Annotated in this window: 13 protein-coding genes; 5 read left to right on the top strand and 8 right to left on the bottom strand. The window is 30.8% G+C overall.

Annotation, left to right across the window (positions count from 1 at the left end):
* The first annotated feature begins 4 nt into the window (after positions 1-4).
* Genes ES045_RS08335 through ES045_RS08325 form a run of 3 tightly spaced genes read left to right on the top strand, consistent with a single transcriptional unit; the run spans position 5 to position 3,247 of the window.
* Entirely contained in the window at positions 5-1,363 is a 1,359-nt protein-coding gene (locus ES045_RS08335) for an HlyD family secretion protein (RefSeq protein WP_147115299.1), read from the top strand.
* A 4-nt stretch (positions 1,364-1,367) separates the two neighbouring features.
* The gene (locus tag ES045_RS08330) at positions 1,368-2,768 is read left to right on the top strand and encodes a TolC family protein (protein WP_147115296.1); all 1,401 of its coding nucleotides are present in this window, start codon (positions 1,368-1,370) and stop codon (positions 2,766-2,768) included.
* Positions 2,769-2,812: 44 nt separating this feature from the next.
* Positions 2,813-3,247: a hypothetical protein gene (locus ES045_RS08325; RefSeq protein WP_147115293.1), complete on the top strand. Its 435-nt coding sequence runs from the start codon at positions 2,813-2,815 to the stop codon at positions 3,245-3,247.
* 33 nt (positions 3,248-3,280) lie between these two features.
* Here ES045_RS08325 and ES045_RS08320 read toward each other — a convergent pair whose 3' ends face one another.
* The 4 genes from ES045_RS08320 to ES045_RS08305 all read right to left on the bottom strand — a co-directional run bounded on the left by ES045_RS08320 (position 3,281) and on the right by ES045_RS08305 (position 6,063).
* Entirely contained in the window at positions 3,281-3,739 is a 459-nt protein-coding gene (locus tag ES045_RS08320) for a MaoC family dehydratase (RefSeq protein ID WP_147115290.1), read from the bottom strand.
* 2 nt (positions 3,740-3,741) lie between these two features.
* Positions 3,742-4,371, bottom strand: coding sequence for a trimeric intracellular cation channel family protein (locus ES045_RS08315; protein WP_147115287.1), 630 nt, complete (start codon positions 4,369-4,371; stop codon positions 3,742-3,744).
* Complete coding sequence (locus tag ES045_RS08310) at positions 4,371-5,492, bottom strand: DEAD/DEAH box helicase (RefSeq protein WP_100945097.1); 1,122 nt, start codon at positions 5,490-5,492, stop codon at positions 4,371-4,373. Before ES045_RS08310 ends, ES045_RS08315 begins: the two co-directional genes overlap by 1 nt.
* A 181-nt stretch (positions 5,493-5,673) precedes the next feature.
* Complete coding sequence (locus ES045_RS08305; RefSeq protein ID WP_147115284.1) at positions 5,674-6,063, bottom strand: acyl-CoA thioesterase; 390 nt, start codon at positions 6,061-6,063, stop codon at positions 5,674-5,676.
* Positions 6,064-6,158: 95 nt separating this feature from the next.
* Between ES045_RS08305 and ES045_RS08300 the strand changes: the two genes are divergently transcribed.
* Positions 6,159-7,496: an MATE family efflux transporter gene (locus tag ES045_RS08300; RefSeq protein WP_147115281.1), complete on the top strand. Its 1,338-nt coding sequence runs from the start codon at positions 6,159-6,161 to the stop codon at positions 7,494-7,496.
* Between the two features lie 438 nt (positions 7,497-7,934).
* Here the strand turns inward: ES045_RS08300 and ES045_RS08295 are convergent, their stop codons facing one another.
* Positions 7,935-8,609: a DUF2461 domain-containing protein gene (locus tag ES045_RS08295; protein WP_147115278.1), complete on the bottom strand. Its 675-nt coding sequence runs from the start codon at positions 8,607-8,609 to the stop codon at positions 7,935-7,937.
* Between the two features lie 122 nt (positions 8,610-8,731).
* Here ES045_RS08295 and ES045_RS08290 point away from each other — a divergent pair, with 122 nt between their 5' ends.
* A complete protein-coding gene (locus ES045_RS08290) occupies positions 8,732-9,544 on the top strand; it encodes a DUF1853 family protein (protein ID WP_147115275.1) in 813 nt (270 codons plus the stop codon).
* Positions 9,545-9,685: 141 nt separating this feature from the next.
* Here ES045_RS08290 and ES045_RS08285 read toward each other — a convergent pair whose 3' ends face one another.
* The 3 genes from ES045_RS08285 to ES045_RS08275 are packed head-to-tail and all read right to left on the bottom strand — an operon-like array spanning position 9,686 to position 13,296.
* On the bottom strand, positions 9,686-10,798 hold the full coding sequence (locus ES045_RS08285) for an efflux RND transporter periplasmic adaptor subunit (protein ID WP_147115272.1): 1,113 nt from the start codon (positions 10,796-10,798) through the stop codon (positions 9,686-9,688).
* Between the two features lie 18 nt (positions 10,799-10,816).
* Positions 10,817-12,061: an ABC transporter permease gene (locus tag ES045_RS08280; RefSeq protein WP_147115269.1), complete on the bottom strand. Its 1,245-nt coding sequence runs from the start codon at positions 12,059-12,061 to the stop codon at positions 10,817-10,819.
* 2 nt (positions 12,062-12,063) lie between these two features.
* The gene (locus ES045_RS08275) at positions 12,064-13,296 is read right to left on the bottom strand and encodes an ABC transporter permease (RefSeq protein ID WP_147115267.1); all 1,233 of its coding nucleotides are present in this window, start codon (positions 13,294-13,296) and stop codon (positions 12,064-12,066) included.
* Between the last annotated feature and the right edge of the window lie 2 nt (positions 13,297-13,298).

Below are 13,298 nucleotides of genomic sequence, written 5' to 3'. Positions count from 1 at the left end.
AACTATGTTAAATATTTCTAACAATCAATTAAATAAAAAAATAGATTTAACAACATTTGAATCGGGTAAAGAGATTTTTAATAAAGATTATTATAAAGCGTTGAATAAATTCTTATTCGTTTTTGCCATTTTAGGTTTTATTCTTCTTTTTTTACCTTGGACTCAGAATATTACAGGCAAAGGTTTAGTTACTACTTTAACCCCAGATCAAAGACCACAAACAATACAATCTCGAATTCCTGGTAGAATTGAACAATGGTTTGTAAAAGAAGGAGATTATGTAAAAAAAGGGGATACTATTCTTAGAATTTCTGAAGTAAAAAGCGATTATTTTGACAAGCGTTTAATTGAAAGGACAAACGAGCAAATTAGTGCAAAGTCATCTTCCGTAAGTGCATATCAAGGAAAAGTGCAAGCTTTAGAAAGACAAGTGCAAGCACTCAAACAAGAACGTGGCTTAAAAATAGCACAATCTAAAAATAAATTACTGCAATCTAAGTTAAAGGCTAAAAGTGATAGCATTCATTTTGAAGCTGCTAAAACAAACTTAAAAATCGCAGAAAAACAATTTAATAGAACCGCAACACTTCAAAAGGAAGGTTTAAAAGCAGTGGTAGATGTGGAGCAGAAACGTTTAAAACTGCAAGAAACCCAGTCTAAATTAATTGCACAAGAGAACAAACTGTTAGCGAGTAAGAATGAAATTTTAAATTCTGAATTAGAATTGACAAGAATTGGCGCAACATTTACTGATAAAATTTCAAAAGCACAAAGCAACATGTACACTGCAAAGTCTAACGGTTTTGATGCAAAAGCACAAGTATCTAAATTAGAAAATAATAATAGTAATTATAAAATTAGAAACAGCCTTTTATATGTTACTTCGCCTCAAAATGGCTCTATAAATAAAGCTATAAAAGACGGAATTGGGGGAACTTTTAAAGAAGGAGAATCTTTGGTTGGTATTATGCCAGAGAAATATGATTTAGCAGTAGAAACCTATGTAAGACCTATAGATTTACCACTATTGCATATTGGCGAAAAAGTACGTGTTCAGTTTGATGGTTGGCCAGCAATTGTTTTCTCTGGTTGGCCAAATGCTTCTTACGGAACGTATGGCGCAAAAGTAGTTGCTATTGAAAACTTTATAAGTAATAATGGAAAATACAGGATTTTATTAGCGCCAGATGAAACAGATAATACGTGGCCAGCAGCAATTAGAGTAGGTTCTGGTGCAAAAACAATTGCACTTTTAGAAGAGGTTCCTATTTGGTTTGAATTATGGAGACAATTAAACAGTTTTCCTCCTAACTATTACCAACCAGAAGGAAGTAAAAGAGAAAAATCTGACACCAAAAAATAATCATATGAAAAAACAGCTAATTGTATTCTTCTTATTGATTTTTTGGCAGCAAAATGCACAAGAAAAAGTAGGCGATATTCTAACTTTACCTGAATTTTTAGGTTTCGTAAAGAATTACCATCCTATTGTAAAACAGGCAAATCTTGTAATTAATAATAGTGAAGCGAAACTATTAAAAGCAAGAGGTGCTTTTGATCCTAAAATTGAAATAGATTTTGATAAAAAACTCTTTAAAGAAAAAGAATATTATAACAAATTAAACGGTGCCTTTAAAATTCCTACTTGGTATGGCGTCGAGTTCAAAGCAAATTTTGAACAAAATGATGGCGTTTACTTAAACCCTGAAAATAAAGTTCCTTTAGACGGTTTGTATAGTGCTGGTGTTTCAGTTTCTTTAGCAAAAGGATTCTTAAATAACCAAAGAATGGCATCTTTAAAACAAGCAAAGTTCTTTCTTAATCAGGCAAAAGAAGACCAACAAATATTGGTGAATACAATTTTATACGATGCTTCTTTAACTTACTTTAACTGGTTGAAAACATATAAAGAAAAACTAGTTTATGAATCCTTTTTAAACAATGCTAAAGTCCGTTTTAATGGAACGAAAAGAGCTTTTAAAGAAGGCGAAAAACCTGCAATAGATACACTTGAAGCAGGAATTATTTTAAATATCCGAAAGTTAAATTTAGAAAAATCTAAAATTAAATTGGTAAAATCATCCTTAGAATTGTCTAATTTTTTATGGTTGAATGAAAATACTCCTATCGAATTAAAAGAAAACATCATTCCAGATATAGAAACCGTTATTCATATTGACAGAACGTTTAATATTGCACTTTTTAATACTAAAAATTTTGACATTGAAAATCACCCAAAAATAAAATCTTTAGGTTTTAAAATTAAAAGTTTAAATGAAGAAAAACGTCTAAAAGAGAATAATCTATTACCAAAAATTGATGTTCAGTATCATTTTATTTCTTCAAAAGGAGATCAAATAAATGCTTTCAACAACAACAATTATAAAGCAGGAATTAATTTTAGCATGCCTTTATTTATAAGAAAAGAAAGAGGAGATTTAAAGTTGGCAAAAATAAAGTTACAAGATAAAAGGTTAGAAAATAACGCAACAAAAGTAGTCATCAGAAATAAAATAAACGCCATACAGCAAGAATTAGCTTCTTATATTTTACAAAATGACTTCACTTTTAAAATAGTAAGAGATTATGATATTTTACTAAAAGCTGAAGAACGTAAATTTTTCTTAGGCGAAAGCTCTTTATTTTTGGTAAATTATAGAGAAGAAAAATACATCGATTCTAGATTAAAAGCAATTGGTTTAGAAAACTCTTTCTTTAAAGCAAAAGCAAATTTATTTAAAGAAGCTGTTATTTCTTTTTCTGAATAAATTATTTGTTTCGTATATTTATGCAAAACAATCCTACTATTATCATGACAACAGATACAACTAAACCCAGTATTGCCTTTTGGGTTATCGGAATTACGGGACTTATATGGAATGTAATGGGTGTAGATGGTTATTTAAATCAGACTTATAAAACAGCACGTTTTAAAACGATGTACTCGCAAGAACAATTAGAAATTATATTTAACCTACCTTCTTGGGTGACAGCCATTTTTGCAATTGCAGTCTTTTCTTCTCTCTTAGGGTGTATTTTATTATTGTTGAGAAAAAAAGAAGCAAAAACATTGCTACTTATAGGTTTAATTGCAGTAGCTATTCAAACAATTTACAACCTGTTTATAAATCCAGGAAAAGAATTGTATGGCTATTTTGAATATGTAATGTTGGTCATAATTCCGCTATTTTCTCTTTTTCTATATTGGTATGCTAAAAAATGTATTCCAGACGGAATTTTAAAATAGTACAAATTAACAGCAGTTTATTCATTCGCTTTTCTACTCATAGAAAGCTGCTAAAAATTCGGCAACACAAGCAGGTTTGTCTTCTCCTTTAATTTCTATGGTGCAAGAAAAGGTTGCTTTCACTCCGTTATTTGCTAACGGCTCAATTGCAATCACTTTAGAAAGCATTCTTAAGTGACTATTTACAGGAACAGGGTTTGGAAAACGGACTTTATTCAAGCCATAATTCAGTCCCATTTTTAAACTCTTAATCGTAAAAACATCTTCTAACAATTTAGAAATCATAGAAACCGACATAAAACCATGCGCAATAGTACTTTTAAAAGGAGATTCTTTTGCTGCTCTAGCTTCGTCTACATGAATCCATTGTTTGTCTAAAGTAGCATTAGCAAAATCGGTAATCATTTCTTGCGTAACCGCATACCAATTTCCTGTTGGTAAATCTTTGCCTACTATTTCTTTAAGGTCAGAAATTGTTTCAAAGACCAACATCTTTATTTTTTAAATATTGTAAATAAATCACTTTTTACTTTCGGAAGTTCTAAGTGAAACCTCACAGCAATTACTCTAATTATTACAACTACAGCCGCAGAAATTATAAAGTTGATATTTTCATCAACCCTAAAATAATTTAAGATTAAATACACTATTCCGCCAGACAAACAAGCAGAAGCATATATTTCTTTTTCAAAAATTAACGGAATTTTAGTCGTTAAAACATCTCTTAAAACACCACCAAAAACAGCAGAAACCATTCCCATTACTAAAGCAATAATTGGGTGTAAATCAATTGCTAATGCCTTTTCTAAACCTAATAAAGTAAAGACACTAATGCCAATCGTATCAAATAAAAACATTGTTTTACTTAAATAGGCAATTTTACTTTTAAAAAGAAAAGTAAACATTACAGCAGTAAATATAACATATAAGTAGTTTAGATCTGCAATCCAATTTATGGGATGCGCATTTATTAAGACATCACGCAACATTCCACCTCCAACAGCGGTAACAAACGCAATAATTATAACTCCAAAAATATCGAATTTTTTATCTAAAGCAACTAATGCACCACTAATGGCAAAGGCAAAGGTTCCTAAAATATCTAATACATAAATAACACTCATTACACCTCTACCTCTGTAAATTTAATATTTAAATCTCTCTGTATTTCGTGAATTCTCTCAATTTCATAAGGCAAAACAAATGCTATCGAAATTCCTGTTTTACCAGCTCTAGCAGTTCTACCACTTCTGTGTGTATAATAATCTAATTGTTCTGGTAATTGATGATGAATTACAAACTCTAAATCTCTTACATCAATTCCACGAGCAGAAACATCTGTAGAAACTAAATATTGTAAACTTTCATTTTTAAAAGCACGCATTACTTTGTCACGTTCTTTTTGTTGCATATCACCTTCTAAAGCGGCTGTAGAAAAACCTTCTTCAATTAATAATTCTGCTAAATTTTGTGCGCCTGCTTTTGTTCTACAAAAGATAATACCACGTTGTGCCCCTCTTTTTTCTAAAAAAGAAATAATTTTACCTGCTTTTTCTTTAATTGTAGTTTTTACAAATTGATGTCTAATATTTTCATTTACCAAAGAATCCGGATTAATCTCAATTCTTGGCGCATTAGAATCCATATAAGTTTTTACAATTTTCTTAATCTCTTCTGGCATTGTAGCAGAAAATAACCACGTATTTCTATCGTTCTTAACTGTAAACTTCAAGATTCTATTTAAATCTTGCTTGAAGCCCATACTTAACATTTCATCAGCTTCATCTAAAACAACGGTGTTTACATGACTAATGTCAATATCTCCACGTTCTATTAAATCGATTAATCTACCAGGAGTTGCAACAACAACATGTGTAGTTCTTTTTAAATTACCTATTTGTCTATCTATTTTTTCTCCACCAAAAACAGCTTCAATAAATATCTTTTCTTCATCATACTTAGTAAACTTAAACAACTGCTTTTTAATCTGTTGTACTAATTCTCTAGTTGGCGATAAAATTAACGCTTGTATATTGTTAGATGTTGTATCTATATGGTGTAAAATTGGCAAACCAAAAGCAGCCGTTTTACCCGTACCTGTTTGTGCCAAACCAATAAAATCTGTTTTAGATTTTAATAAAATAGGAATTCCTTTTTCTTGAATTTCTGAAGGTTCAGAAATCCCTAATTCTTTAATCGATTTTATATATGAGGATTTTATCCCTAACTCTGAAAATGAAGCCATTTTGTCTCTAAATTTTGTGCAAAGATACTTTTATTGATGTTAATAATTGGAAAAGGGTTTGGATTTTATTCAACTATAAACGAACAAATTATGATGTTGTTTTATTTAAAGAAACGGATACCGTTAATTCTAAATTTTGAACCTCATAATTAGGATATTTGTAATATAAATAACCTCTTTTTTAAGGATACAAAACCTTCATTACATCTTCTCTAATTCTTGCTGGTTTGTACTTTAATACATCTAACATTCCCCAAACTGTTTTAGCTTTTACCAATAATTGATTCTCTCTATAGAACTCCATGAAACGTTCCGATTTAAAACCACTCGTTTCACCAACCCACGTTTTTACCGTAATTTCATCTCCTAAAACAGCTTGTTTTAAATATTCGATTTCATGTTTTAAAACAACCCAAATATATTGTGGCAAAGGAGTATCTCTCGTTAAAAATGCCCAATGTTTAAAAGCAACTGTGTCCATCCATTGTACATAAACCACGTTGTTTACATGATTTAAATCGTCTATATTTTCCGATGTTACCGTTACTTTTACTTCAAAAATATCTTTCATTCTACTATTTTGTACAAATTTATAAATTTTAATAATTCTATAACAATTATTCAGCTTCCTTTTTACTTAATATTTACGTTCTTTGCACTACTTCTATGAACAAACTAGCGAACGAATTAGGTACAGAAAAAATAAGCAAATTATTGGTAAAACAAGCGGTTCCTGCAACTATAGGAATTCTTGTAATGTCTTTAAACATGATTGTAGACACTATTTTTGTGGGACAATGGATTGGTGTTTTGGCAATTGCCGCAATTACAGTGGTATTACCTATTGCTTTTTTAATTTCTTCTATAGGAATGGGAATTGGAATTGGAGGAAGTTCTATAATCTCGAGAGCTTTAGGTGCAAACAATCCTGAAAAAGCTTTCTTAAGTTTCGGGAATCAGATTAGTTTAACGGTTATTCTCGCCATTATTTTTGTAATCATTGGAAACATTTTTAGCGTTCCTATTTTAAATTTATTTGGCGCAAAAGGAGATATTTTACCAATTGCATCAGAATATTTTAACGTAATTATTTACGGAGTTCCCTTTTTAGCATTTGCAATGATGGGAAACCCAACAATTAGAGCAGAAGGAAAACCAAAATATGCCATGTATGCAATGATGGTTCCTGCTGTTTTAAATGTTTTGCTAGATATTTTATTTATAAAATATTTTAATTGGGGCATGTATGGTGCAGGTTTAGCTACTTCTATTTCTTATGCGAGTTGTGGTTTGTATATTTTATATTTCTTTTTATCATCTAAAAGTGAATTAAAAATTATTCCGAAGAACTTTAAATTAGATTTTAAAATAGTGAAAGAAATCACACAAATAGGTGGCGTTTCTGTAGTTAGACAAGGTGCAATTAGTATCTTAATGATCGTTTTAAATTACTCACTATTTACCTATGGTGGAGAAATTTCTATTGCAGTTTTCGGAATTATCAATAGAGTAATGATGTTCGCTTTATCTCCAATTCTAGGTATTTCTCAAGGTTTTTTACCCGTTGCAGGCTTCAATATTGGTGCAGAAAAAAACGACCGAGTTAAAGAAACCATCAAGAAATCTATTTATTTTGGATCTATTATTGGAACCCTAATTTTTATAGCAATTGCTACCTTTAAGGAAGAAATTATTTGGATTTTCACAAACGATGCAACGCTCTTAGAAAACACACCAGATGCCATGTTAATTGTCTTTTTAGTTACACCAGTTGTAACCATGCAATTAGTGGGGGCAGCGTATTTTCAGGCAGCAGGAAAAGTAATGCCCGCCTTATTTTTAACACTTTTAAAACAAGGAATATTTTTAATTCCGTTGGCATATTTTCTACCAATCTACTTTGGTATAAATGGCGTTTGGTGGTCATTTCCTATTGCAGATGTACTGTCTACAATTATTACTGTTTTGGTGTTAAGACGAGAAGTTAATCGAAATTTGAAGTAAAAATTTAATTTTTGAAGCCTATCAATACAAGAATTTAATAAGATAGTTTTGGGCGTTCCCTTAAAAGGTCGGGCTTTACACTCTATCTTTAAAACTGTTTTATCCCGAAGTTTCGGGAACAGTTTAAAAGGATGCCGTTTCAATCCCTAACGCAAATTTTGCCTACCAAGTAGCGTTGCTAAAAACTCCTTAAAAACCAAAAAAACTCATATTAAAAGATTCTAAACCTATAATTCACAAACAACCCTATAACAACAGAGCTTGTTTTATACTTTTTTTTTGTAAAACAAAATTAAGTTGATTAATAGAATCTCACGAAGCTATAAAGAAGAACCCGTAAATTTAAAAACTTTAAGATTTCTCCATCGCTAAAAGCTCATTTCAAAACGACATGAGGCTTGTTAAATAAGCAAGATTAAATATCTCTTTGTATCCCTTTTAACTCAAAGATTCTCCATTCAAGTTCGTTGATAAAATATCACTAAACAAGTTAAAAAACGGACGTAATGCTTTATAGCTTTTATCTACTTCCGCTACAAAATTAGGCGCTAATACTTCTGCATCTGTAAAGTTTCTGGTTGCTATAAATCCTTTTTTTCGTAATAAATCTACATCTGGGTGTTCTTTATCAAAACCTCTTGGAGCTGTTTTTAATTCCGAAAAACTTTCAAATTTTCCACCAAAATATTTTTGATAGTTTTTATCCTTTAAAATGTCTTTAATTTCCGAAGCATCTAACTCAATTTCTTTTCTTAACCTTAATAAATCTTCTTTATTAGGTTCCCAAAAGCCGCCTGCTAAAAAGCTTTCTCCTGGTCTTATTTTTAAAAAATAACCACCTCTTAAATCTTTTCCTAATCGAGAGAAAGAATTTGCAAAATGTGCTTTGTAAGGTGTTTTGTCTTTAGAAAAACGAACATCTCTATAAATACGCATCATTTTAGATTTCTCTATTTCGTCGTGCTTTTGCAAATTATAATTAATAGCTGCAAATACATCTTTCGCTTTTTGTTGCTCTTTTAAATACGTTTCTTTATGATCTGCAAACCAATCTCTATTGTTATTTTTTTGTAAATCTTGTAGGTATTTAATGGTCGATTTTTCGAATTGCATTTTATAGAAGTTTTAAAAGTTCAATTTACAAAGAATTCTATAAAACTTTTACCACGAATTCATTATTTTTTCAATCGTACGTATTTAAAAATGGTAAATTTGCGAAGTATTTAAAATCTATTATGCATCAAACAACAAAAGATATACAAAAAAGATACGATGGTTTTTTACAAACAAATTGTTTGTGGAAAGACAATGCAGTTTTTGACTTACATCATTTCGAGATTCCGTACAAATCATCAAAAATTAATAGTATTCTTGATGAAAAATTACGCTTAGGAAAATACATAGAACGGTTTGTTTCCTTCGAATTAGCACAAAATACATCCATAGAAATTATTGCAGAAAATATTCAAATTCAAAAAGAAAAAATTACACTTGGTGAATTAGATTGTATCCTTTTAAAAGAAAAAAAACCAATTCATTTAGAAATTATTTATAAACTCTATCTATATGATGCTTCTGTTGGTCATACTGAGATAGATCATTTTATTGGTCCCAATAGAAAAGATTCTTTACTTGAAAAACTAACGAAACTAAAAGAAAAACAGTTACCACTTCTCTACTCCAATGAATGTTTAGAATATTTAAAAACAATCAATTTATCATCAGAAAATGTAGCCCAACAGGTCTATTTTAAGGCACAATTATTTGTTCCTATTGCTAATCGAAATATTCAGTTATCTAAAATAAATAAAGAGTGTATTGTTGGTTTTTATGGCAAACTGAAAGAACTAGCACAATTTTCAAAGTGTAAATTCTACATACCAATTAAAAAAGATTGGTTGCTAGTTCCACATGAAAACGTAAAGTGGCAATCATTTTCTCAATTTAAAGAAGCAACGACTCCAATTTTAGACCGTGAATTTTCACCTCTTTGCTGGCTAAAAAAAGAAAACGGAGAAATTGAGAAGTTCTTTTTAGTTTGGTGGTAATGAAGTGTTTTATTAGTTCATAATTAAAGAGTTTTCGACTGCGCTCTAACAGACATTAGTTATCAAAAGTAAATTTTCATAAGCATAAAAAAGAGGAACTTACATACATAAGTTCCTCTTTTATTTAAGATCAATTATTCTTTATGAGTCTTTCTTTTTCTCGTCTTTAGAAGCTTTGTTCCATATTTTTATTTCGTCATCTTTAGTAACTCCGTCTAAAACTTCCACATTTACACCATCAGAAGTTCCTAGTTTTACGGTTCTTTTCTCAAAAGTCCCTTCTCCAGTTTTTACTTCAACATAAGGCTCTTCAGTTTTTTTATCAAACTTTAACAATCCTTCTTTTATTGCTAAAACACTGTCTTTTTTTACTAAAACAATGTCTGCATTCGCACTATAACCCGCTCTAATAAAGAATTTGTCATCTAAGGAAACATCAGCTTTAATTTTAAATTGAACAGCACCACCTTCATCTGTTCCTTTAGGAGCAATAAAGTTTAGTTTTGCAGGGAATTTAGTTCCTTCGATAGCACCAATTGAAACCTCTATATCGGTACCTTTTACAAGTTTACCAACTTCAGATTCGTCTACTTTTCCTTCAAAAATCATTTTACTCATATCTGCAATCGATGCGATGGTTGTACCTGCATTAAAATTGTTCGACTGAATTACTTGGTCTCCTTCTTTTACAGGAATCTCTAAAATAGTCCCAGACATCTGTGCGATAATATTGGTATTTGCTGCACCACCAGAACCTGCAGAACCTCTTTTAATGATTAAGTAGTCGTTCTGAGCATTCTTTAAATCTTGTTTTGCTTGGTTGTAAGATAATTCTACACCTTCATATTCTGCTCTTGCAACTACACCTTTGTCAAATAAATTCTTCGTTCTTTTGTAAGAAACAAGTCCGTTATCTACTCTTAGTTTAGCATTGTCTACTCTACCTCTAGCACTAATTAAAGATTGCTCGTTTGGCACCACTCTTACCACTGCAATTAAATCTCCTTTTTTAACTTTAGAACCTTCTAACAAGATTACCTTGTCTATAATTCCTGTAATTTGAGGTTTAATTTCAATTTCCTCCAAAGGAATTACTTTTCCTGTTGCAACAGTTTTTTTAACAATTGTGGTTCTAAAAGGTGTTTCTGTTTCATATTCTACAAGACTCTTTTTGTTCTTTTTACCGAACCAAACAAGTGCTGCAATAAAACATACTGCAATAACTATTAAAATAATTTTAGATCTTTTACTCATGATTTTTGTTGATTGATTTTATTCTTCTCTTAATGCTTCTATTGGTTTTACTACTGTTGCCATGTGCGCAGGAATTAGTCCTATTAAGGTTCCTAACACAATTAACGTGACAAATGCGATCAATATAATAGGAATATTTACTGTTGGGTTTATTAATGCTGCATCTTCTCCTTGACCAAATGCCATGTCAATTAGAAACAAAACTACACTCCCGAAAATAATACCTAACATACCAGCTACTGTGGTTAAAAAAACAGATTCTAACACAATTTGCTGTCTAATACTTTTTGGTGTTGCGCCTAGCGCTCTTCTAATTCCAATTTCTTTTGTACGTTCTTTTACGGTAATTAATAGAATATTACCAATGGCAAAAACGCCCGCAATTAAAGTGGCAATACCTACAAACCAGGTTAAAAACTGCATACCTGTTATAAAACCAGTAATTTTACCTATTTCTTTTCCTAAGTTTACACTACCAAATGCTCTTTCATCGTCTGGGTGTACTTTGTGCAACCCTTTTAAAGTTAACAAGACATCACTTTCCATTTGTTCGATATCTGTGCCTTCATGCGCAGTAATCATCATCCAATCCACCTTATTGGCTGTATTGTACACTTTTCTGAAGGTAGAAAACGGAACATACGCGCAATCTCCATCAAAATCTATGGTGTTAGAGGGTTTGTAAACACCAATAACTTTATAACTAATGCTATTTATTTTAATGTATTGCCCAATCGGAAACTCATCTTTATCAAATAATTGTTTGTACATATCTTCTGATATGACGGTAACTTTTGCAATAGATGCAATATCATTCTGATTTAAAAAACGACCATATAATAATTGCTTTTTCTGAATTTGATCTAAAATAGGATAATCGCCACTAACTTTAAAGTTACCCGATTTAAAATCTTTTATAATTAAATTGTTGGTTTGATTTCTTGGTGCTAACAATTTAATTTCGTCTGAATATTCCGATTTTAAAACATCGATGTCATTCATTGTTAAAGTAAATCTTCTTCCTTCTTGAAAACCTTTAAAAGGGGTATCTGTAGACTGCGTCCAAACAAAAACGCTGTTGGTTGCAAAATTACCAAACAGTTTGTTAAAACCATTTTCCATTCCTCTTGCAGCACCTAATAAAACCACTAACAAGAAAATTCCCCAAAGCACACCAATAATAGTAATTGCAGTTCTTACTTTGTTTTTACGAATGCTTCCGTAAATTTCTTGCCAAGTATCTGAATCGAATAAAAATTTCATAATTAATCTGCTCTTAATGCTTCTATAGGTTTAATATTTGCAGCTCTTTTTGCGGGAATATATCCTGCAATTAATCCTGCACTTATCAATACAAGTGTTGCTCCAAAAACAATTTCTGGACTTACACTTGGGTCTTTAATAAAATAATCTTCTTCTAAACTATTCCCAATCAAACTTAAAATATAAGTTCCTAAAGAAAGCCCAAGATAACCTGCAATGGTTGTAATTAAAACCGATTCTTGCACTACCATACCTACTATAGAAGATGGTTTTGCGCCTAATGCTTTTCGAATTCCGAATTCTTTGGTTCTTTCTTTTATCACAAAAATCATAATATTAGAAATTCCAATAATTCCTGCAATTAAAGTTCCAGAGCCAATTAAAATTACGATGGCATATAAAATACCCATAAACTGCCCAATTCCTTTATTTGCTTCTGCCATATTTCTTACAGAAAGAGCGCTTTGGTCATCTGGGTGAATATTCATCTTATTACGCAAATCACGCTCCATTTGATTTCCGAAAGCAATGGCTTTATCTAAACTTAAATCTGGGTTATAACCTAGTGCAACCTGACTAATATAATCGTTATTACCATACATAGATTGTGCCGTAGTTAAGGGAATAAATGCCTTTCTTTCTTCATTATCTCCGCCATCATCAGAAAAAATACCAATCACTAAAAAAGAACTACCACTAACATTTACCCTTTTTCCTATAGCGGGTCTTTCTCCAAATAAATCTTCTTTAATTAACCGACCAATAACAATAACTTTCGATTTTTCATTTAAATCTCTTTCATTTAAATACCTACCATCATCTATAATTGTTTTTTCTAAAAATTGATGGTCTGGGTTCACAGCCATTACACTGTAAGAATTTGCTTCATTTTTATATTTAATGAAGAAATTTTTATAAATTCTAGATGATTTATATTGAATTTTTTCTGAGTACTCTTCTGCGATATACTCATAATCTTTATTCTTTAACTGAATTTTTCTACCCGTTTGCAAACCTTTGTAAGGCTTAGACGTTTTCCAAACACGTACAAACATGGCATTTTGAGCGTCATCTGCAAAAGCACCTTTAAAAGAATTGCTTAAACCACTAACAATACCAAATAATAAGGTGAAAAGTAAAATTGCAAAAGCTACCGTAAAACCAGACATTACAGAACGCAACCTGTTTTTATTAATGCTTTGAAAAATTTCTCTCCAACGATCTAAATCAAACATAT

It is taken from the genome of Polaribacter sp. IC073 (assembly GCF_007997075.1).
Lineage (GTDB): Bacteria > Bacteroidota > Bacteroidia > Flavobacteriales > Flavobacteriaceae > Polaribacter.
This window is presented reverse-complemented; position numbering and strand designations above follow the sequence as displayed.

Coding starts and splice junctions, on each gene's coding strand:
- ES045_RS08335 (WP_147115299.1), top strand. CDS start 5: ATGTTAAATATTTCTAACAATCAATTAAATAAAAAAATAGATTTAACA.
- ES045_RS08330 (WP_147115296.1), top strand. CDS start 1,368: ATGAAAAAACAGCTAATTGTATTCTTCTTATTGATTTTTTGGCAGCAA.
- ES045_RS08325 (WP_147115293.1), top strand. CDS start 2,813: ATGACAACAGATACAACTAAACCCAGTATTGCCTTTTGGGTTATCGGA.
- ES045_RS08320 (WP_147115290.1), bottom strand. CDS start 3,739: ATGTTGGTCTTTGAAACAATTTCTGACCTTAAAGAAATAGTAGGCAAA.
- ES045_RS08315 (WP_147115287.1), bottom strand. CDS start 4,371: ATGAGTGTTATTTATGTATTAGATATTTTAGGAACCTTTGCCTTTGCC.
- ES045_RS08310 (WP_100945097.1), bottom strand. CDS start 5,492: ATGGCTTCATTTTCAGAGTTAGGGATAAAATCCTCATATATAAAATCG.
- ES045_RS08305 (WP_147115284.1), bottom strand. CDS start 6,063: ATGAAAGATATTTTTGAAGTAAAAGTAACGGTAACATCGGAAAATATA.
- ES045_RS08300 (WP_147115281.1), top strand. CDS start 6,159: ATGAACAAACTAGCGAACGAATTAGGTACAGAAAAAATAAGCAAATTA.
- ES045_RS08295 (WP_147115278.1), bottom strand. CDS start 8,609: ATGCAATTCGAAAAATCGACCATTAAATACCTACAAGATTTACAAAAA.
- ES045_RS08290 (WP_147115275.1), top strand. CDS start 8,732: ATGCATCAAACAACAAAAGATATACAAAAAAGATACGATGGTTTTTTA.
- ES045_RS08285 (WP_147115272.1), bottom strand. CDS start 10,798: ATGAGTAAAAGATCTAAAATTATTTTAATAGTTATTGCAGTATGTTTT.
- ES045_RS08280 (WP_147115269.1), bottom strand. CDS start 12,061: ATGAAATTTTTATTCGATTCAGATACTTGGCAAGAAATTTACGGAAGC.
- ES045_RS08275 (WP_147115267.1), bottom strand. CDS start 13,296: ATGTTTGATTTAGATCGTTGGAGAGAAATTTTTCAAAGCATTAATAAA.